Below are 19,919 nucleotides of genomic sequence, written 5' to 3'. Positions count from 1 at the left end.
GTGCCGACCAAAGGTGACGCACTGCGTCACATTGCCGCGTCCATCGCAGATTCGGAAGCGGGGGGTTCCCATCCTCGAAATTGCTGCCATCATGGGCGCGGGGAAATCCAGGGGGAGGCGTGCCGGGGTTGGCACGCAACCTGCGTTGATCCACCCGCAGGGCATGGGGCCCGCTCAACCGGCGCTGTCCGGTCCGATCCCGTGCACTGAACTCAACCACCACTATCTTGGGGATGTACCAATGAAGAACCAGAAGGGCTTCACCCTTATCGAACTGATGATCGTCGTCGCGATCATCGCCATCCTGGCCGCCATCGCACTGCCGGCTTACCAGGACTACACCTCGAAGTCGAAGGTCACCGCTGCGCTGGCCGATCTGGCCTCGCACAAGACCCAGTTCGAGATGGTCGTCAGCGACGGTGGCACCCCGACCGTGGCCAACTCTGGCTTCCAAGCCGACAACACTGGCGCGTGCTCGAAGATCGCTGTTGCCGCGACGGGTATGACCTGCACGATCCGCGAGCCGGGCCGTATCGGTGATGCTTCCAGCATCGCGCTGAACTACGCAGAAGCCTCTGGCTCGGGCGCAACAGCTACTGCAGGTGGCTTTACTTGCGTCACCACCGACGTCAAGGAAAAGTTCAAGCCGAAGGGCTGCAGCTGATCCATACCATTGACGAAAGGCATGTGGGCTATTGGTCCTGGGTCTTTCGTACGATGAACACAGGGCCCGCTTCGGCGGGCCTTGTGCTGACTGGAGCACGAGGTCCAGTCATGACGCAGCAATGGGGATTGCTGGATCAAACAGGGGGAGTCATGAACACACAGAAGGGCTTCACGCTCATCGAGCTGATGATCGTGGTGGCCATCATTGCCATACTTGCCGCGATCGCAATGGTGGCATTTCAGCCTTACATCGTTCGCACCCAGTTGACGGCCGCGCTGGCCGACATCAGCCCTGGCAAGACGCTGGTGGAGATCGTTGTCTATCAGGGACGTCCTGTCAGTGAGGTCACACCTCAACTTATCGGCGGTGCCCAGAACGCCCACTGCTCCAAGGTCGAAGCCGAGCTCAGCGAATCCGGCGTCGGCCACATCAGCTGCACCTTGAAAGGCCACAGCGCGCTGGACGGCAAGGACCTGATCCTGCGCCGCTCCGCCGAGGGCATCTGGAGCTGCGATGGCAGCGCGTTCGAAGCGCGCTATCGTCCGACCGGCTGCTGATCACATTTCAGCGCTTCAATGGGATGCTGGCCGGCCCTTGACGGGGCTATCATCCCCGGGGGAGTCAGGATCGTGCCTGCCAGGCCGGGAATGCCGGGCAAGGCAGTGTTGCTCATGGATTGGCGATGCCGGTGGCCGTTGGGTCGCGGCGGGTTCTGCTGCCCCGTGCGGTGTCCGTGCAAGACGCACGGCATGGCATGACCCCATGAGCCAAGGATTCATATGAACGCTGTCACCACCGCCAATCTTGTCGGCATCACCGGCCTGGCCCGTCGCCTGGTGCAGGACGGGGCCCTGGACGAGGCCTCCGCCCGCGACGCCATGGCCAAGGCCGCGGCCGCCCGCCAGCCACTGCCAACGTGGTTCGCGCAGAACAAGCTGGTCAATGCCTCGCAGCTGGCCGCCGCCAACGCGGTCGAGTTCGGCATGCCGCTTTTCGACGTGTCCACCTTCGACGCCAGCCAGAACGCGATGAACCTGGTCAGCGAGGAGCTGCTGCGCAAGCACAACGTGCTGCCGCTGTTCAAGCGCGGTGGCAGGCTGTTCGTCGGCACCAGCAACCCGACCCACTCGCTGGACGAGATCAAGTTCCACACCAATCTGGTGGTCGAGCCCATCCTGGTCGATGAAGACCAGATCCGTCGCACGCTGGAGCAGTGGCATGCCAGCCACGACGCGATCGGCGACGCGCTGGGGGGCGACGACGAGGGCATGGGCAATCTGGACGTGGCGGCCGGCGACGAGGATCTCGGTGCCAGCAGCGACGCCGGCATCGACGCCAAGGGCGACGACACCCCGGTGGTGAAGTTCGTCAACAAGGTGCTGGTGGACGCGATCCGCAAGGGTGCCTCGGACATCCATTTCGAGCCCTACGAAGACGACTACCGCGTGCGCCTGCGCATCGACGGCCTGCTGAAAATGGTGGCGCGCGCGCCGGTGAAGTTGAACCAGCGCATTGCCGCGCGCCTGAAGGTGATGGCGCAGCTGGACATCGCCGAGAAGCGCGTGCCGCAGGACGGGCGCATCAAGCTCAACCTGTCCAAGACCAAGCAGATCGACTTCCGCGTCAGCACGCTGCCGACCCTGTTCGGCGAGAAGGTGGTGCTGCGTATCCTCGATGGCAGTGCGGCCAAGCTGGGCATCGACAAGCTGGGTTACGAGCCGGACCAGCAGAAGCTGTTCCTGGATGCCATCCACAAGCCCTACGGCATGGTGCTGGTGACCGGCCCGACCGGTTCGGGCAAGACCGTGTCGCTGTACACCGCGCTGGGCATCCTCAACGATGAGACGCGCAACATTTCCACTGCCGAAGATCCAGTGGAAATCCGCCTGCCCGGCGTCAACCAGGTGCAGCAGAACAACAAGCGCGGCATGACCTTCGCTGCGGCACTGCGCTCGTTCCTGCGACAGGATCCGGACATCATCATGGTCGGCGAAATCCGCGACCTGGAGACCGCCGAGATCGCGATCAAGGCGGCGCAGACCGGCCATATGGTGCTGTCCACGCTGCATACCAACGACGCGCCGCAGACCATCGCGCGTTTGATGAACATGGGAATCGCGCCCTACAACATCACCAGTTCGGTGACGCTGGTGATCGCCCAGCGATTGGCGCGCCGGCTGTGCGGCAACTGCAAGAGGCGTTCGGAGTTTCCCGCACATGCCCTGCTGGCCGAAGGCTTCACCCAGGCGCAGCTGGATGCGGGTATCGAACTGTACGAGGCCGTTGGCTGCGACGAATGTACCGAGGGCTACAAGGGCCGAACCGGCATCTACCAGGTCATGCCGATGACCGATGAGATCGCCACCATCGTGCTGGCCGGGGGCAATGCGCTGCAGATTGCCGAGGCGGCGCAGCAGATCGGGGTGAATGACCTGCGCCAGTCGGCATTGAAGAAGGCCGCGGCAGGTATCACCAGCCTGGCCGAGATCAATCGCGTGACCAAGGATTGAGGTGGAGCCGGGCCATGCCCGGCTGATGGCCCGGAGAGCAGCCGAGCGTGGGCTCGGCTCTACAGTAGCTCCCCATGCGTGGATGCCCCGCAGTGCAAAGCAGATCCACGCCATGCGTGGATGGCGCGGCGGCGCAACCCCAAGCAGGGTTGGCGCCTGCCCGGGCCGTTCGGCCCTTACTCCATCCCCAGTTTTTTCAGCTTGTAGCGCAGCGCACGGAAGGTGATGCCCAGCTGCGCGGCGGTACGGGTCTTGTTCCAGCGGTTCTCTTCCAGCGCACGCTGGATGGCGCTGCGTTCAAGCTGCTCGATATACGAGGGCAGGGCGGCGCTGCCCGGCTGCAGGTCCGCTACCGCTTCGGCGGGCGCGGCACTGCCCGGCGTACGCGGCGCGTGCTGCGGCAGGCGCAGGTCATCGGCACCGATGCGGTCTTCTTCGGCCAGTGCCAGCGCGCGTTCCAGGATGTTCTCCAGCTCGCGCACATTGCCCGGGAACGCATAGTGGGCCAGCGCCTCCAGCGCGGACGGCGCCAGCAGCGGGGTGGCGCGGCCGTGGCTGCGGGCCAATCGGGCCAGCACGGCGGCGGCCAGTTCCGGCAGGTCCTGGCGGCGCTCGCGCAGCGGCGGCACTTTCAACTCGATCACGTTGATGCGGTAGTACAGATCGTGGCGGAAGCGCCCGTCCTCGACCAGTTCGGCCAGGTCCTTGTGGGTGGCCGAGAGGATGCGGACGTCCACCGGCTCTTCGTTGGCCGCGCCCACCGCGCGCACCGACTTCTCCTGGATCGCGCGCAGCAGCTTCACCTGCATCTGCAGCGGCAGTTCGGCCACTTCGTCCAGGAACAGGGTGCCGCCGTGTGCCGCCTGGAACAGGCCGGGCTTGTCGGCGTGGGCGCCGCTGAAGCTGCCCTTGCGGTGGCCGAAGAACTCGCTCTCCATCAACTCGCCGGGAATGGCGCCGCAGTTGACCGGCACGAACGGCCCTGCCGCACGCGCACCCTGGGCGTGGATCGTGCGAGCGACCAGCTCCTTGCCAACCCCGGATTCACCGAGGATGTAGACCGGCGCCTGGCTGCGCGCGACCTTGCTGATGGTGGTGCGCAGTACGTCCATGGCCGGCGAAGCGCCGAGCAGGCGCGCTGCCTGTTCGGTGGCGGGGCCGGGCGCAGGGCGTTCGCTGTTGTTGAGTTCCAGCGCGTGCTTGACCAGCCCACGCAGCACCGAGATGTCCACTGGCTTGCTGACGAAGTCGAAGGCACCGGCCTTCAGCGCCTCCACCGCCAGATCCATGCTGCCGAAGGCGGTGATCATCGCCACCGGCGTGCGCGGGTAGTGCTGGGCGATTTCGCTGACCAGCTCGATCCCGTTGCCGTCCGGCAGGCGCATGTCGGTGATGCACAGGTCGTACGGATTGCTAGCCAGCAGCTCACGTGCCTCGGCCAGGTTGGCGGCGGTACTGATGCGCAGCCCCATGCGGCCGAGGGTCAGCACCAGCAGTTCGCGGATGTCGCGTTCGTCGTCGACGACGAGGGCGCTGCGGGTTTCATTCATGGGCGTGAAAGATAAACGAGGCGGTTGGAAGCGACAAATGTTTGACGCACAGAGTGGGAATCAGCTGGGCAGCAGCGTATGCGGGCCGGGTAGCACCAGGCGGAAGCAGGAGCCACCGGCCGGCACCGCGATGTAGTCCAGGCGGGCCTGGTTGGCGCGGCACAGCTCGCGTGCGATGTACAGGCCCAGCCCGGTGCCATGCTCGGACGTGGTGAAGAAGGGCCGGAACAACTGCGCGGCCACGCTCTCGGGGATGCCCGGGCCACGGTCCATCACGTCGATCACCGCGCTGCGTTCGTGCTGGGCCACGCGCAGCCGCACCCGCGCCGGTTGCTGGCCGATGCGGCCGTACTTCAGTGCGTTGTGCACCAGCACGGTCAGCACCTGGTAGAGATGCTTCGCGTCAACCTGGGCCATCACCGAACTGTCATTGATGATCGGTTCGATGCTGTCGGTCTCCAGGGTCTGGCCCTGCTTGTACTCCAGCACGAAGCGGCGCACGAAGGCGGCCAGGTCCACGTTCTCGGGCGTGGCGCGTTCGCGCCGAGCCAGGCCCAGCACGCTTTCGACGATGCCGTTGGTGCGCTGGCACTGCTGGCGGATGATCTGCAGCAGGCGGCGGTCACTCTCGTTGAAGCCGGTACCTTCCTCAAGCAGCTGCACGGCATAGTTGATCGCCGCCAGTGGGTTGCGGATCTCGTGGGCGAGGCTGGCCGAGAAGCGGCCCATGGCCGACAGGGTGAGCGATTCGGCGCGGCGCGACACCACGCTGGAATCATCCAGGAACACCAGCGCAAGGTCGCTGCCTGCCAGCAGGCGGGCGAAGCGCGGCTGCACTTCCGGCTGGTCGGGGTTGAGCTGCAGCGGCAGTTCGTCCTGCGCCCAGCCATTGCGCCAGCGCTGCAGGCGGCGCGCCAGTTCCGGCGCGGCGCTGGCCAGGTCCAGGCGTCCGCTTTCGCCGTTGCCCTCATTGTCGCCCAGCAGCATCGAGGCGGCTTCGTTGGCCAGGGTGATGCGGTTGTCGGCGTCCACCACCAGCACGCCGGTGCGCATGCGGCGGATGATCAGTTCGTTGATCTGGAACAGATTGGCCACTTCATCGCCGCGCTGATTGGCCAGCTGCTGGTTGCGGCGGGCGCGGTTGCCCACCTGGTAGCTGATGAAGGCCAGTGCCAGGTAGCTGGTGGCGAACATCGCCAGTTCGGCCAGGGTGCGGGTGGGGTCGCCGCCTTCCAGCAGCTTCCAGGTGTACTCCACGCCGGTGGCCAGGCTGGCGGCCAGTGCCAGGCCCAGCCCCAGGCTGAGCGGCAGCAGGGTGGCGGCCGCGGCGATGTTGAACAGCAGCGACATCGAGATGCCGGCACTGGCGCCGGGCAGGGCGTGCGACAGCAGGGTGGCGGCGACGATATCCACCAGTACGCCGCTGACCACGATCGGGCGCAGCCAGCGTTCGTTGCGGCCGACCACCAGGGCCAGCAGCGACAGGGCCAGGTAGATGACCGCAACGACATCGGCCAGCCGCGGGTGATGAGCTTCCCCGACAAGGGCCGACAAGGGGCTGTAGAGCAGGGCGGCGATGACCGTAGCGATCAGCACCCGGTACAGCGCGAAGAAATACAGCTCACGCCGCGGAATCGATTCGATGCGGTCGATCAATGAAGCACTGGGTGACACGCCGGAACTCCCCTTCTGGCTGCCTGGGTGTGGATTCTGCGGCGGGCCTGGCCGGCGTCCCCTGATGCCGGGCCGGCACGTCGCGTTTGCGAAGGCCAGTATAGGGCCCCCGGCCGGGTGCCGCCGACGTGAGCCGGATCGCGCATTTGGCACGGTGCGGACACTGGTGGCCAGCCCCGGCCTGGGCGCAACTGCCTGAATGACCGCGAAAATCCGCCCGCGTCTGGCGTTTTGTACAGACTTCTTTGCGCCCCGGCGCTGGCTCGGCCACAATAGTGGGCCCGCCGCGGTCCATGCCGGCGCCCCGCCGGGGCCCTGAGGAATTGCGTGCGGTCGTTCCTATTCCCACGGTGACGCATGAATTTCCACGAATACCAGTCAAAACAACTGCTTGCCGAGTACGGCATCCCGGTCCCGGCCGGCAAGGTCGCTGCGACCCCGGACGAAGCGGTTGCCGCTGCCAACTCCCTGGGCCAGGGCCCCTGGATGGTCAAGGCGCAGATCCACGCTGGCGGCCGCGGCAAGGCTGGCGGCGTCAAGTTCTGCAAGACCACCGACGATGTGAAGGCCGCTGCGGCCAAGATGCTCGGCACCAAGATGGCCACCTACCAGACCGCAGGCGTTGAACTGCCGGTCAACCTGGTGCTGGTGACCACCGCCGGCGAGATCGTCAAGGAACTGTACCTGTCGGTGCTGGTCGACCGTGGTACCAAGACCATCACCTACATCGCCTCTTCGGAAGGCGGCGTGGAAATCGAGCAGGTCGCTGCTGAAACCCCGGAGCTGATCCACTCGCTGAACGTCGACTTCGTCGAAGGCGTGCAGGGTTACCACGGCCGTGATTTCGGCTTCAAGCTGGGCCTGACCGCCAAGCAGGCCGGCCAGTTCGCCAGCATCATGGTGAACCTGTACCGCCTGTTCAACGAAAAGGACCTGGCCCTGGTTGAAATCAACCCGCTGGCCATCCTGGACGACGGCAACCTGTACGCGCTGGACGGCAAGTTCGACAGCGACGACAACGCCGCGTTCCGCCAGAAGGCCCTGGTCGCCATGCGCGACAAGACCCAGGAAGATCCGACCGAAGTGATCGCTTCGGAGCTGGACATCAACTACGTCACCATGGACGGCAACATCGGCTGCATGGTGAACGGCGCCGGCCTGGCCATGGCCACCATGGACGTCATCAAGCTCAACGGCGGCGAGCCGGCGAACTTCCTGGACGTGGGCGGCGGTGCCAACAAGCAGCGCGTCATCGAAGCCTTCAAGCTGATCCTGTCCTCGGACAAGGTCGAAGGCATCTTCGTCAACATCTTCGGCGGCATCGTCCGCTGCGACATGATTGCCGAAGGCATCATCGCCGCCGTGAAGGAAGTGGGCGTCAAGGTTCCGGTCGTGGTGCGCCTGGAAGGCACCAACGTGGAAGAAGGCAAGCAGCTGCTGCGTGACAGCGGCATGGCCATCATCCCGGCTGACAACATCAACGATGGCGCCAAGAAGATCGTTGAAGCTGTCAAGAACGCCGCCTGATACCGACACCAAGGAATTCCAATGTCTGTTTTGATCAACAAGAACACCAAGGTGATCGTGCAGGGCTTCACCGGCCAGCAGGGCACCTTCCACGCCACTCAGATGATCGAGTACGGCACCCAGGTTGTCGGCGGCGTGACCCCGGGCAAGGGTGGCACCACCCATATCGACCTGCCGGTCTTCAACACCGTGGCCGACGCCGTGCAGAGCACCGGCGCCAATGCCTCGGTCATCTACGTGCCGCCGCCGTACGCGGCTGACGCGATCCTGGAAGCCGCTGCTGCCGGCATCAAGGTCATCGTCTGCATCACCGAAGGCATCCCGGTGCTGGACATGCTGCGCGTCAAGAACGTGCTGACCCGTTCGCATCCGGACACCGTGCTGATCGGGCCGAACTGCCCGGGCGTCATCACCCCGGGTGAGTGCAAGATCGGCATCATGCCGGGCCACATCCATCAGCCGGGCAAGATCGGCATCGTGTCGCGTTCGGGCACCCTGACCTATGAAGCGGTCAAGCAGACCACCGAAGTCGGCCTGGGCCAGTCCACCTGCATCGGCATCGGTGGTGACCCGATCAACGGCCTGAACTTCGTCGACTGCCTGAAGCTGTTCAACGAAGACCCGCAGACCGAAGGCATCATCATGGTTGGCGAAATCGGCGGTGACGCCGAGGAAGCCGGTGCCGAGTACATCAAGAACCACGTGAAGAAGCCGGTCGTCGGTTTCATCGCCGGTGCGTCGGCTCCGGCCGGCAAGCGCATGGGCCACGCCGGTGCGATCGCCTCGGGCGGCAAGGGCACGGCCGAAGGCAAGTTCGCCGCCATGGAAGCTGCCGGTGTCGTCACCGTCCGCTCGCCGGGCGACCTGGGCGCTGCCATCGCCAAGCTGGTGAAATAAGAACGACTGCCTCTGGCAGCCGATTCTGTAGAGCCGAGCCCACGCTCGGCTTGCTTTGGAAAAGCCGCCCTCGGGCGGCTTTTCTGCGTCTGGCGGCCGCCTGGTCGGCCCATCCACGCACGGCGTGGATCTACTGAGCCGGGGCTGTCCACGCAGTGAACGCCCCCGGCGGGCGCATGGCGCAGCGTTACAATGGCGGCATTGCAACCACAGGCTGGATTCCCATGGCTTCGATCCGCATCGCGATGGCGCAGTTCGACTTCCCGGTCGGCGATGTCGCCGGCAACACCGAGCGCATCATCGAGATGATCGGCCAGGCGCGCGATGAGTACGGCGCCGAGCTGGTGATGTTCCCCGAGCTGGCGGTGAGTGGTTATCCGCCGGAAGACCTGCTGCTGCGCCCGGGCTTCCTGTACGAGTGCGAGCAGGCGATGACCCGCATCGCTGCGGCCTGCCGTGGCATCACCGCCGTGGTCGGCTGGCCGCAGGCGGCTGGCGCGGTGGTCTACAACGCGGCCAGCGTGCTGCGCGATGGCCTGGTCGAGCAGACCTACCGCAAGCGTGAGTTGCCCAATTACGCCGTGTTCGACGAACGCCGCTACTTCGATATCGATCCGGACGGCGGCAGCTGCGTGTTCGAGGTCAATGGCATTCCGGTCGGCCTGCTGATCTGCGAAGACCTGTGGTTTGCCGAGCCGCTGGCCGACACCGTGCGCGCCGGTGCGCAGCTGGTGGTGGTGCCCAACGCCTCGCCTTACGAGCGCGGCAAGCACGCCCAGCGCGACGCGGTGCTGGCCGCACGCACCCGCGAGAGCGGGGCGGCGATCGCCTACCTCAACGTGGTGGGCGGCCAGGACGCGCTGGTGTTCGATGGCGCCTCGGTGGTGGCCGATGGCGACGGTACCGTGCATCCGGCGGCGGCGGCGTTCGTCGACCAGTGGCTGGTGGTGGAGTACGACGGCGAAACCCGCCGCTTCATGCCGCATGTGTGGATGGACGACGGCGACGAGAGCATGGACGCGCTGGCCTGGCGCGCCGTTACCCGTGGCATCCAGGACTACTGCCGCAAGAATGGCTTCAGGAAGGTGTGGCTGGGGCTGTCCGGTGGCATCGATTCGGCGCTGGTGCTGGCGTTGGCAGTGGACGCGATGGGCGCCGAGAACGTCACGGCCGTGCGCCTGCCGTCGCGCTACACCGCCGGCCTGTCCAATGATCTGGCCGCCGAGCAGTGCCGGGCGCTGGGGGTGAAGCTGGAGGCGGTCTCGATCGAGCCGGCGTTCAAGGGCCTGATGGAATCGCTGGCGCCGATGTTCGAAGGCACCGCGCCGGACGTGACCGAAGAAAACCTGCAGTCGCGCAGCCGCGGGGTGATCCTGATGGCGTTGGCCAACAAGTTCGGCGGCCTGTTGCTGACCACCGGCAACAAGAGCGAGTACGCGGTCGGCTACGCCACCATCTACGGCGACATGTGCGGTGGCTATGCGCCGCTGAAGGACCTGTACAAGACCGAAGTGTTCGGCCTGTCGAAGTGGCGCAATACAGTGGGTGGTGCACCGGTCATCCCGCCGGCGGTGATCAGCCGCCCGCCGTCGGCCGAACTGCGCGAGAACCAGCTGGACCAGGACTCCCTGCCGGCCTATGACGTGCTGGACGGCATCCTGTACCGCTACATCGATCAGGAACAGTCGCGCGGGGAGATCGTCGCCGCCGGTTACGACGCGGCCGTGGTTGACCGCGTGCTGCGCCTGGTGCGCATCAGCGAGTGGAAGCGGCACCAGGCCGCACCGGGGCCCAAGGTCTCGCGTCGCGCGTTCGGCCGCGAGCGTCGTTACCCGATCAGCAACGGCTACAAGGGGTAAGGGTGGCCCGGCCCCCCTTCCCGGGTAGGTGCGGACCTTGGTCCGCACGGTGTTCGACGATCATCCACGCAGGGCGTGGAACTACTGCGCGGCGTCCAGCAGTTTTTCCAGGCCGATGCCTTCGGCGGCTTCGTCGAAACGGGCATCCGCCAGGCGAGCGCGTACGAACGCCAGCCCATCCGCAGCCGCTGCATCCAGCGTGCCTCGATGGTCAACCGGATATCGACGGAATGCTACCGGCTCGCCTCGCAGGGTCAGGCCTGCGGCATACAGCAGGGTGGTCAGATAAGGCACATCGCGGTCTTCGCTGCCATGGCCCAGCATCAACGGCTGGCTGAAACCGCGGCGTGGTACGCCCAGATAGTCGTAAAGCAAAACCCAGATGCCGGGCACGCTGGTCAGTGGTGCGCTGAACATCGACCCGGTATCGGCCCCCTCCAATGTGGCCGCCAGCTCGCCCAGGCATTGCTGGCGCGCCAGCGCAACCCGCGCGCGGCCTTCATCGCTGAGGACGCGGTCGACCTGCGGTGCAACCTGCAACAGGCCGTCGAGCAGATAAGCGTGATACGCGTTGAGCGCGCCGGGATTGGCGACGCGGTTGTCCGGCTTCATCACCAGGGCGGTCAGCTCCACGGCGGTGGGTGTTCCCGTGGTGAAGCTGCCGCGGTAACGCAACGACGCCCCACCGTAGGTGGGCGCGAGGTAGCCTGCAGTGAGCGCGGCGGCGCCGCCCTGTGAATGACCCACCGAGACCCAGCGGGGGGAAAGGCGGTTGCCGAGTAACTGGTGGCTGGCCTTGACGAGATCGATGGCGTTGCGCGCGGCAGTGCGCACGTGCAGGTAGGCATGGTCGCCTGGAGTTCCGAGGCCTTGGTAGTCCGCGGCGACGACGGCGTAGCCCTGTGCCAGGAACTGATCGAGGAAGCGCCCGTCGCGTTCGGGTTGGTAGGGGCCGGAGACCGAGGGCGCGCAGTGATCGGCGATGCCCTGGGTGCCATGTGCCCAGGAAACAACCGGCCAGCCGCCCGCTGGCGCCGTGCCTGCCGGCAGGTAGAGCAGACCGGTGCCCTGCGCCAACCGGCCGTGATGATCGGGCGTGCGGTAGCTGAGCAGGTACGCCTGGGATGCCTTGGAGGGCACCCAGGCGGCACGATAGGGCGCTGCGCTGAGCAGCTCGCCCGGCTCTGCGGCCTGGACGGCGATGGGCAGGCCCAGCAGGGCAGCGGTGACGGCGGCCAGCAACGGGCGGGTGCGGAAAACGGATGGGGACATGTGGACTCCAGACAGGCGGAAATGGCCGTGCGCCGGAGTGTGGAGGGCGGTGCGCGTGCGGTCTGGGAACGGCATCGCAACGGCAGGGAATTCGTAGTATTCCTAGCGCCAGCGAACCATTCACGCATGGCGTGGACCTACCCACAAAGAAAGGGCCCCTTGCGGGGCCCTCTGCTTTCTTATTTCTTTTCCAGTCGCGCGTTGCGCTGGCCGGTGCTGGCGGACTTCTCGCCGGCGAACGGGTTCAGCTTGCGGATCATCCACGGGTACTTCGGCCACTTGCCTTCCAGCCACGGGTGGTCCGGCTGGTTCAGCTGCAGGACGCGGCGGGCGTCGTCGGCCAGGGTCTTGTTGCCCAGGTGGGTGTAGGAATCGGCCAGGACGGCCACGGCGTCGTACTGGAACGCGCTCTGCGGATAGGTTTCCAGCAGGTAGTTGGCGCGGCCGACGGCCGAGACCCAGGCGCCGCGGCGCATGTAGTACAGGGCGTTGTCCAGCTCGTGCTGGGCAAACACGTCACGCAGTTCCAGCATGCGCTGGCGTGCATCGGCGGCGTAGCGGCTGTTCGGGTAACGGTCAACCACAATGTTGAAGTCCGAATACGCCTGGTGCGGCGTGGACAGATCACGGCGGCTGGCGTCCAGGGACCATACGCGACGCAGGAAAACCGTACTGCGGTTGGAGTTGGCCAGGCCGCGCAGGTAGTACATGTACGCGATGTTGCGGTGGGTCGGGTAGGTACGGATGAAGCGGTCGATGCTGGACACCGCATCATCGTGCTTGCCGGCCTTGTACTGCGCGTAGGCGGTTTCGATCATCGCCTGTTCGGTGTACGGACCGTACGGATACTGGGCCACCAGGCGGCGGAAACTGGATTCAGCCCCGCTCCAGTTGCCACCCTGCATAAGCTTGTGGCTCTTCTCGTACAACTGTTCGACCGGCGTCCCTTCATCGGGCCGATCGCCCTTCTTGGCGCCACGGTGGCAGCCGGTGGCGGCGATGACCAGCACCAGCAGCAGGGCGGTGAGGCGGACGGGCGCGGAGAGCATGGAGGAGCGTCGGATCATGAGGTCGAGGCGGGACGCGGCTGGAATACGAAGGGTCGATGATAGCCTAGTGTCCTGTCCAGCGACTGAAACCGGCCGCCGGGACCCCAAAATTTCAAAGAATGCCCCCTGCCATGTCTGAACAACCCTCTGAATCGGCCCGCCAGGCCATCGTCCCCGACACCGCTGCCGGCCGCCGTTTCGACGCCGTCGTGGCCGAACTGTTCCCCGAATACTCGCGTTCGCGCCTGACCGAGTGGATCAAGGCCGGGGAGGTGCTGCTGGATGGCGCCCAGGTGCGCCCGCGCGATCCGCTGCGCGGCGGCGAGGTGGTGACCCTCAACGTGGTGCTGGAAACCCAGACCGACGCCCAGCCGGAGGACATCCCGCTGGACGTGCTGTTCGAGGATGAGCACCTGCTGGTGATCAACAAGCCGGTCGGCCTGGTGGTGCATCCGGGGGCCGGCAACCACAGCGGCACCCTGGTCAATGCCCTGCTGTTCCGCGACCCGTCGGTTGCGGTGCTGCCGCGCGCTGGCATCGTGCATCGCCTGGACAAGGACACCAGCGGCGTGATGGTGGTGGCCAAGACCCTGGAAGCGCAGACCGCGCTGGTCGAGCAGCTGGCCGCACGCGACGTGCATCGCCAGTACCTGGCGATCGTGATGGGTGCGCTGGTGGCCGGTGGCACCGCCGATGCCCCGATCGACCGCCATCCGCGCGACCGCCTGAAGATGGCGGTGCGCGAGGACGGCAAGGAGGCGATCACCCACTACCGACTGCGCGAGCGCTTCCGTGCGCACACCGCGCTGGAGTGCCGCCTGGAAACCGGGCGTACCCACCAGATCCGCGTGCACATGGCGCACGTGCGCCATCCGATCATCGGTGACCCGCTGTACGGCGGTGCGCTGAAGCTGCCCAAGGGCGCAAGCGACGAGCTGGTGGCCGCGCTGCGCGGCTTCAAGCGCCAGGCCCTGCATGCCGAGACCCTGGAGTTCACCCACCCGATCACCGGTGAGCCGGTGCGCAATACCGCGCCGGTGCCCGAGGACATGCTGCACCTGATGAAGGTGCTGCGCGAAGACAGCGAAGCCTTCGCCGCGCGCGAGCGGGACCGCTGGTGACCACCGCGCTGCCGTTGCTGCAGGCCGACTGGCCGGCGCCTCCGGGCGTCCACGCGCTGACCACGCGCCGGCATGGCGCGGGCATCTCGCCGGCACCGTTCGCGCAGTTCAACCTGGGCAACCGGCACGCGGCCGAGGGTGACACCCCGGCCAACGTCGAGCACAACCGCCAGCTGCTGCAGCAGGGGCTGGCGTTGCCGTCGGCACCGCACTGGCTGCGCCAGGTGCACAGCAGCACCGTGCTGCGCTTCAACGCGCCGCCGGTGCCGGGTGCCGCCGAGCCGGTGGCCGACGCCGCGGTGACCTCGGTGCCCGGCGTGGTGCTGGCGATCCTGACCGCCGACTGCCTGCCGGTGGTGTTCGCCGCCGCCGATGGCAGTGAGGTGGGCGCGGCGCACGCCGGCTGGCGTGGCCTGGCCGACGGCATGCTGGAGGCCACCGTGGCGGCCATGCAGACGCCGCCGGCGCAGTTGCGCGCCTGGCTGGGACCGGCCGCCGGGCCGGCCGGTTACGAGATCGGTGAAGAGGTCTACCACGCCTTCGTCGGACACGATCCGGCCGCCGAGGTGGCGTTCGCAGCGACCCGCGCAGGTCATTGGAAGGTGGATCTGTTCGCGTTGGCCCGCCAGCGCCTGCAGGCGGCGGGCATGGACCCGGCGCAGGTATACGGCGGCACGGTGTCGACCATGGCCGATCCGGACCTGTACTCGCACCGGCGCGACCGCCGCACCGGACGCATGGCGACGTTGGCCTGGATCGCACCCTGACTACGCCCCTGTTTGCACGGGTGCTGGGGCCGGCCTTCGCCACCCTGGCACCGCCGGTGCAGGCGCTGCACGCCGCACCACAGCCGTGCCGCTACGTGGGGAAGGCGCGGATCCAGCGCGGGCGTCACGGGCTGGTGCCGCTGCTGGCCGCAGTGGCACGGTTGCCGAAGAGCGGCGACGCGCTGCCAACCGAAGTGGTATTCAGCACACACGGGCAGGGCGAACAATGGGCGCGGCGCTTTGGTCGCTTGCCGATGGTGTCGCGGCTGTGGGCGCATGAGGGATACCTGCGCGAGCATCTGGGCGCGGTGCGCTTCGAATTCGACCTGCAGGCCCGCGAGGGTGGCATCGACTGGTCGGTGCGCCGGGTCTGGGCGTTCGGGCTGCTGCCGCTACCGGGGCGCTGGTTTGGTGGCGTGCGCTGCCGTGAAGCCTGGCAGGGTGAGCGCTACACTTTCCTGGTCGATGTGACTTTGCCCTGGGTGGGAGCGCTGATCCGCTATGAAGGCTGGCTCGAACCGCAGTGAGGCGGCTGCCGATGGCGGCAGCGCGGTGATCGTGTTCGACGGCGTCTGCGCGCTGTGCAGCCGATGGGTGCGGTTCCTGCTGCGTTTCGACCGCAACGGGCGCTACCGCTTCGCAGCGATGCAGGGCGCGCAGGGCAGCGCACTGCTGCGCACGCACGGGCTGGACCCGCAGGACCCGGCCTCGTTCCTGCTGCTGGATACGCAGGGCGCGTGGACCGATACCGGTGCGATCCTGCGCGTGTTGGCGGGACTGGGCGGTGCCTGGCGCCTGACCTGCGTGCTGCGGTCAGTGCCGCGCGGCTGGCGGGATGCCGCGTATCGCGTGCTGGCGCGCAACCGCTACCGCTGGTTTGGCAGGCATGATGCGTGCCACCTGCCGGCGCCGGAACACCTCGCGCGGCTCCTGGATTGATCGCCTGTCTTCTGTAGCGTCGAGCAAGCTCGACGCTACAGGGGCGGCCTCGTCAGCCCTCCAGCACGTCCAGATAGCTGCGCCGCCAGTGGTTGATGTCGTAGGTGCGCAGGTGCTCCATCATTGCGTGCCAGCGTTCCTTGCGCCTGTGCAGCGACATCGTTGCGGCCGTGGCGATGGCGTCGGCCACGCCGTCCAGATCGTGCGGGTTCACCAGCAGCGCCTGCTTCAGTTCGTCGGCGGCGCCGGCCAGCAGCGACAGCACCAGCACGCCGGGATCGTCCGGGTCCTGCGAGGCCACGTATTCCTTGGCCACCAGGTTCATGCCATCGCGCAGCGGGGTGACCAGGCCCACCGCCGCCGCCCGGTAGAAGCCGGTGAGGGTGGCATGGGTGAAGTTCTGGTTGACGTAGCGCAGCGGCGTCCAGTCCGGCTCGGCGTGGCCGCCGTTGATGTGGCCGGCGATCTGCTCCAGCTGGCTGCGCAGTTGCCGGTACTCGGTGACATCACCCCGCGAGACCGGGGCGATCTGCAGGTAGGTCAGCGAACCGCGCTGGTCCGGATGGCGCTCCAGGTAGCGCTCGAAGCCGAGGAAGCGTTCGGGCAGGCCCTTGGAATAGTCCAGGCGGTCGACGCCGATCGCCAGCTGGCGGTCGCGCAGGCTGGCGCGCAGGTTCTTCACAGCCGCCTTGGCCGCGGCGGTACCTGCCTGCCGCGCGATCAGCTCGGTGTCGATGCCGATCGGGAAGGCGGCCGCACGGAACCGGCGCCCACCGGGCGCTTCCAGTTCGCCGTTGTCGAGCACGCGGCCGCCGCCGAACAGGCGCAGGTAAGTCTGGAAGCGATCGGCATCGCGCTGGGTCTGGAAGCCGACCAGATCGTAGGCGTACAGCGCGGAGAACAGCCGCAGGTGATCGGGCATGGCCTGCAGCAGGTCGGCCGAGGGCATCGGGATGTGCAGGAAGAAGCCGATGCGGCAGCCGATGCCACGCTCGCGCAGCAGCGCGCCGAGCGGGATCAGGTGGTAGTCGTGGATCCAGAGGATGTCGTCTTCGCGCAGCAACGGTGCGAGCTTGTCGGCGAACAGCGCGTTGACCTTGTGGTACGTCTCGCGGGTACCGCGGTCGTAGTCGACCAGGTCGAGGCGGAAGTGCAGCAGCGGCCACAAGGTGCGGTTGGCGAAGCCGTTGTAGTAGCCATCCACCTCGCGCTTGCTCAGGTCCAGGGTGACGAATTCGATGTCGCCGTCCTTCTGCGTGTGCAGCGTGCCACTGCCATCGCGCACGCTCTTGCCGCTCCAGCCGAACCACATCCCGCCGCGTTCCTTCAGCGCGGCAAGCAGGCCGACCGCCAGGCCGCCGGCACGGTTTTCGCCGGGCACGGCTACACGGTTTGAAACCACAACCAGACGGCTCACGACGCCTCCTGCCAGGATCGCGACAGGCGCATCGCGGCGGTGATCAGGCCGACGTGCGAATAGGTCTGCGGGAAATTGCCCCAGGCCTCGCCGCTGTCGAAGGCCAAGTCCTCCGACAGCAGGCCCAGGTGGTTGCGCTGCTTCAGCAACGTCTCGAACATCTCGCGTGCCTCATCCAGACGCCCGATCGCGGCCAGCGCATCGATGTACCAGAACGTGCAGATGGTGAAGCTGGTTTCCGGTTCGCCGAAGTCATCCGGTGCCACATAGCGGTACAGCGAGTTGCCATGCTTGAGGTCGCGGCCGATGGCTTCGACGGTCGCGATGAAACGGGCGTCCAGTGCATCGATGAAGCCGATATCGGCCAGCAGCAGCAAGGAGGCGTCCAGTCGGTGACCACCGAAGGTATCGGTGAAGTGGCCAAGCTCGTCGCTCCAGGCTTCAGCCATGATGCGCGCGTGGATGGTGTCGGCGCGCTCGCGCCAATAGTGCGCCCGGTCGTCGCGCTTCAGGCGCACGGCGATCTTGCACAGACGGTCGCAGGCCGCCCAGCACATCGCGCTGGTATAGGTGTGCACCTCGGTACGGCCGCGGAACTCCCACAGGCCTGCATCGGGTACGTCATGCAGGGCGAAGGCCTGCTCGCCGAGCGGTTCAAGGCGGGCGAAGGTGTGTGCGTCACCCGGGTCCTGCAAGCGGCGGTCGAAGAACAGCTGGGTGGAGGCCAACACCACGCTGCCGTACACATCGTGCTGGCGCTGCACCCAGGCCAGGTTGCCACGGCGCACCGGGCCCATGCCGCGGTAGCCGGACAGCGTGGGCACCTCGTCCTCGTCCAGCTTGGCCTCGAAGCCGATGCCATACAACGGCTGCAGCGTGCCGTCGGTGGTAGCCAGGTTGAAGATGTAGCCGAGGAACTGCTCCATCGTGCGCGTGGCGCCAAGACGGTTCAGTGCACGCACCACGAAGGCGGCATCGCGCAGCCAGCAGTAGCGGTAATCCCAGTTGCGCACGCTGCCGGGCGCTTCCGGAATGGAGGTGGTCATCGCCGCGATGATCGCGCCGCTGTCCTCGTACTGGCACAGCTTCAGCGTGATCGCACTGCGGATCACCGCGTCCTGCCATTCCAGCGGAATGGACAGGTAGCGCACCCATTCGCGCCAGTAGTCGCGGGTGCGCTGGAAGGCTTCCTGCACATAGCCGCTGATCGAACGGTTGAGCGATTCGTCCACGCCCAGGATCAGATGGATCGGATGGTTGAGCACAAACGGCAGGCCATCACGCACGAAGCGCACCGGCACGTCGGTGGTGAGCCGCAATACGTGTTCGGGCAGGATCCAGCGCACATGGTTGCTGCCCCAGGTCGACTCGGGAACGCGTGCGCCCCAGTCCGCCAGCGGTCGCGCACGCACGGTGATGCGTGGGCTGCCGGACAAGGGGCGCACCTGGCGGATCAGACTGACCGGCCGGTAGAAGCGGTCGTTCTGGCGCCAGCGCGGGGCGAAGTCCAGGATTTCCAGTGCGCCGCCGTGCGTGTCACGCAGCACGGTGCGCAGGATCGCGGTATTGGTGAGGTATTCCTGCTCGCTGTCGGCGAAGTCCTCCAGCTCGATGGCGAAGTCACCACCGGTCTGCTGGTTGGGACCCAGCAGGGCGCAGAACGTCGGGTCGCCGTCGAAGGTGGGCAGGCAGCTCCAGACAACACGGGCATGTTTGTCGACCAGGGCGCCGAAGCTGCCGTTGCCGACCACGCCCAGATCAAGATCGGGTTGGGTCATCACGCGGTACATCTCGGTTGCGGCCGTGGGGGGGGGGGGCCGGGTCAATAGGCATTCTCACGCAGCCAGGCGTGCACGCTGCGTATGTCGGGCAGTGCGAACACCGCCGCGCTGGGTTCACGTTCACCCACCAGCACGCTCCAGCCATGCTGGCCGTTGGCAGCATCGAAGCCGAATTCATCGGTGAGGTCATCGCCCATGAACACAGGCAGGCGGCCGCGGAACGGCAGGTATTGCATCATCCTTCGTATCGCGCGGCCCTTGTCGGTGCCGACGGGAACGAACTCGACCACGTGGTCACCGGGCTGCAGGCGATAGCTGGTGCGGCCGCGCACGTGGCGGTCGGCGAATGCGCGGACATCGCGGGCGGCGTGTGGCGCACCGCGCCAATGCAGGGCCAGGCCCACGCCCTTGTCCTCGACCAGTACGCCAGGATGCCCATGGGCGAAACGCATCGCTTGCTGGTGCAGGGCGTGCAGCCATTCGGCGGTGTCGTCGTCGTGCTCGTCGCGCAGGACGCGGCCATCCTGGCCACGCAGTTCGTGGCCATGCAGGCCGGCGGCGGGCAGCTGCAGCGGAGCGAACAGCTGGTCCAGCTGTTCAAGCGGGCGACCACTGACCAGTGCCACGGCACCTTCCAGGCGGTCGCTGATGCGGCCGATGGCTTCACGCACATCCGGCAGCAGCTGCACGGCATCCGGGCGCGCAGCAAATTCGATCAGGGTGCCATCGACATCGAGGAACAACGCGCAGGCGTCGTCCAACAAGGGCGGTGGCGGACGCAGGGGGAGCGGTTCAGCCATGCCCCCACCTTGCCAGCGTGGGCGTGTAGGGCAGGTCGAGGCAGGGCGACAGTTCACTGACCTGTCGGCCCTGGACCCGGCGGCGGGGT

Annotated in this window: 17 protein-coding genes; 10 read left to right on the top strand and 7 right to left on the bottom strand. The window is 66.8% G+C overall.

Translation table 11 applies throughout. The features are described from left to right. Positions 1–241: 241 nt before the first annotated feature. The 3 genes from QP512_RS15960 to pilB all read left to right on the top strand — a co-directional run bounded on the left by QP512_RS15960 (position 242) and on the right by pilB (position 3,177). Positions 242–664 (top strand): pilin, encoded by a 423-nt coding sequence (locus QP512_RS15960; RefSeq protein ID WP_049403031.1) that lies wholly within the window; start codon positions 242–244, stop codon positions 662–664. A 152-nt stretch (positions 665–816) separates the two neighbouring features. Continuing rightward, entirely contained in the window at positions 817–1,224 is a 408-nt protein-coding gene (locus QP512_RS15955) for a pilin (protein WP_286072056.1), read from the top strand. A gap of 222 nt (positions 1,225–1,446) precedes the next feature. Next, positions 1,447–3,177, top strand: coding sequence for a type IV-A pilus assembly ATPase PilB (gene pilB, locus QP512_RS15950; protein ID WP_286069618.1), 1,731 nt, complete (start codon positions 1,447–1,449; stop codon positions 3,175–3,177). A gap of 176 nt (positions 3,178–3,353) precedes the next feature. Here the strand turns inward: pilB and QP512_RS15945 are convergent, their stop codons facing one another. Then, positions 3,354–4,727, bottom strand: a complete 1,374-nt coding sequence (locus QP512_RS15945) for a sigma-54 dependent transcriptional regulator (protein WP_286069617.1) — start codon at positions 4,725–4,727, stop codon at positions 3,354–3,356. A gap of 60 nt (positions 4,728–4,787) precedes the next feature. Then, positions 4,788–6,401, bottom strand: a complete 1,614-nt coding sequence (locus QP512_RS15940) for an ATP-binding protein (protein WP_286069616.1) — start codon at positions 6,399–6,401, stop codon at positions 4,788–4,790. A 357-nt stretch (positions 6,402–6,758) separates the two neighbouring features. On the opposite strand from QP512_RS15940, the gene sucC reads away from it, so the two are divergent. From sucC to QP512_RS15925, 3 genes are all read left to right on the top strand, one after another. Further along, positions 6,759–7,928, top strand: a complete 1,170-nt coding sequence (sucC, locus tag QP512_RS15935; RefSeq protein WP_004154430.1) for an ADP-forming succinate--CoA ligase subunit beta — start codon at positions 6,759–6,761, stop codon at positions 7,926–7,928. 21 nt (positions 7,929–7,949) lie between these two features. Continuing rightward, entirely contained in the window at positions 7,950–8,825 is an 876-nt protein-coding gene (gene sucD, locus QP512_RS15930) for a succinate--CoA ligase subunit alpha (RefSeq protein ID WP_005410793.1), read from the top strand. Between the two features lie 224 nt (positions 8,826–9,049). Then, a complete protein-coding gene (locus QP512_RS15925; RefSeq protein WP_286069613.1) occupies positions 9,050–10,684 on the top strand; it encodes an NAD+ synthase in 1,635 nt (544 codons plus the stop codon). Positions 10,685–10,765: 81 nt separating this feature from the next. On the opposite strand, the gene QP512_RS15920 is transcribed toward QP512_RS15925, so the two are convergent. After that, positions 10,766–11,956: a lipase family protein gene (locus tag QP512_RS15920; RefSeq protein ID WP_286069612.1), complete on the bottom strand. Its 1,191-nt coding sequence runs from the start codon at positions 11,954–11,956 to the stop codon at positions 10,766–10,768. 179 nt (positions 11,957–12,135) lie between these two features. Then, positions 12,136–13,023 carry an outer membrane protein assembly factor BamD gene (locus QP512_RS15915; protein WP_286069611.1) on the bottom strand — a complete coding sequence of 296 codons (888 nt, stop codon included), beginning with the start codon at positions 13,021–13,023 and terminating at the stop codon, positions 12,136–12,138. A 113-nt stretch (positions 13,024–13,136) separates the two neighbouring features. On the opposite strand from QP512_RS15915, the gene rluD reads away from it, so the two are divergent. From rluD to QP512_RS15895, 4 genes are read left to right on the top strand one after another with little or no spacing between them, the layout of a single operon-like run. Beyond that, positions 13,137–14,126, top strand: coding sequence for a 23S rRNA pseudouridine(1911/1915/1917) synthase RluD (gene rluD / locus QP512_RS15910; protein WP_019660164.1), 990 nt, complete (start codon positions 13,137–13,139; stop codon positions 14,124–14,126). Continuing rightward, positions 14,123–14,893, top strand: coding sequence for a peptidoglycan editing factor PgeF (gene pgeF, locus QP512_RS15905; protein ID WP_286069610.1), 771 nt, complete (start codon positions 14,123–14,125; stop codon positions 14,891–14,893). The genes rluD and pgeF overlap by 4 nt, the downstream gene beginning before the upstream one ends. 20 nt (positions 14,894–14,913) lie before the next feature. Continuing rightward, positions 14,914–15,420, top strand: a complete 507-nt coding sequence (locus QP512_RS15900) for a DUF4166 domain-containing protein (RefSeq protein WP_286069609.1) — start codon at positions 14,914–14,916, stop codon at positions 15,418–15,420. Continuing rightward, positions 15,395–15,832: a thiol-disulfide oxidoreductase DCC family protein gene (locus tag QP512_RS15895; protein ID WP_286069608.1), complete on the top strand. Its 438-nt coding sequence runs from the start codon at positions 15,395–15,397 to the stop codon at positions 15,830–15,832. Before QP512_RS15900 ends, QP512_RS15895 begins: the two co-directional genes overlap by 26 nt. A 52-nt stretch (positions 15,833–15,884) precedes the next feature. Here the strand turns inward: QP512_RS15895 and otsA are convergent, their stop codons facing one another. The 3 genes from otsA to otsB are packed head-to-tail and all read right to left on the bottom strand — an operon-like array spanning position 15,885 to position 19,830. Beyond that, positions 15,885–17,249 (bottom strand): alpha,alpha-trehalose-phosphate synthase (UDP-forming), encoded by a 1,365-nt coding sequence (gene otsA, locus QP512_RS15890; RefSeq protein ID WP_286069607.1) that lies wholly within the window; start codon positions 17,247–17,249, stop codon positions 15,885–15,887. After that, on the bottom strand, positions 17,246–19,027 hold the full coding sequence (locus QP512_RS15885; protein ID WP_286069606.1) for a glycoside hydrolase family 15 protein: 1,782 nt from the start codon (positions 19,025–19,027) through the stop codon (positions 17,246–17,248). Before QP512_RS15885 ends, otsA begins: the two co-directional genes overlap by 4 nt. Positions 19,028–19,071: 44 nt before the next feature. After that, the gene (gene otsB, locus QP512_RS15880; protein WP_286069605.1) at positions 19,072–19,830 is read right to left on the bottom strand and encodes a trehalose-phosphatase; all 759 of its coding nucleotides are present in this window, start codon (positions 19,828–19,830) and stop codon (positions 19,072–19,074) included. Between the last annotated feature and the right edge of the window lie 89 nt (positions 19,831–19,919).

Origin of the sequence: Stenotrophomonas sp. 57 (assembly GCF_030291075.1) — a bacterium.
Taxonomy (GTDB): Bacteria; Pseudomonadota; Gammaproteobacteria; order Xanthomonadales; family Xanthomonadaceae; genus Stenotrophomonas.
This window is presented reverse-complemented; position numbering and strand designations above follow the sequence as displayed.

Bases quoted from the DNA above. Each gene is read 5' to 3' on its own strand.
- QP512_RS15960 (WP_049403031.1), top strand. From the start codon at position 242: ATGAAGAACCAGAAGGGCTTCACCCTTATCGAACTGATGATCGTCGTC.
- QP512_RS15955 (WP_286072056.1), top strand. From the start codon at position 817: ATGAACACACAGAAGGGCTTCACGCTCATCGAGCTGATGATCGTGGTG.
- pilB (WP_286069618.1), top strand. From the start codon at position 1,447: ATGAACGCTGTCACCACCGCCAATCTTGTCGGCATCACCGGCCTGGCC.
- QP512_RS15945 (WP_286069617.1), bottom strand. From the start codon at position 4,727: ATGAATGAAACCCGCAGCGCCCTCGTCGTCGACGACGAACGCGACATC.
- sucC (WP_004154430.1), top strand. From the start codon at position 6,759: ATGAATTTCCACGAATACCAGTCAAAACAACTGCTTGCCGAGTACGGC.
- sucD (WP_005410793.1), top strand. From the start codon at position 7,950: ATGTCTGTTTTGATCAACAAGAACACCAAGGTGATCGTGCAGGGCTTC.
- QP512_RS15925 (WP_286069613.1), top strand. From the start codon at position 9,050: ATGGCTTCGATCCGCATCGCGATGGCGCAGTTCGACTTCCCGGTCGGC.
- QP512_RS15920 (WP_286069612.1), bottom strand. From the start codon at position 11,956: ATGTCCCCATCCGTTTTCCGCACCCGCCCGTTGCTGGCCGCCGTCACC.
- QP512_RS15915 (WP_286069611.1), bottom strand. From the start codon at position 13,023: ATGATCCGACGCTCCTCCATGCTCTCCGCGCCCGTCCGCCTCACCGCC.
- rluD (WP_019660164.1), top strand. From the start codon at position 13,137: ATGTCTGAACAACCCTCTGAATCGGCCCGCCAGGCCATCGTCCCCGAC.
- QP512_RS15895 (WP_286069608.1), top strand. From the start codon at position 15,395: ATGAAGGCTGGCTCGAACCGCAGTGAGGCGGCTGCCGATGGCGGCAGC.
- QP512_RS15885 (WP_286069606.1), bottom strand. From the start codon at position 19,027: ATGACCCAACCCGATCTTGATCTGGGCGTGGTCGGCAACGGCAGCTTC.
- otsB (WP_286069605.1), bottom strand. From the start codon at position 19,830: ATGGCTGAACCGCTCCCCCTGCGTCCGCCACCGCCCTTGTTGGACGAC.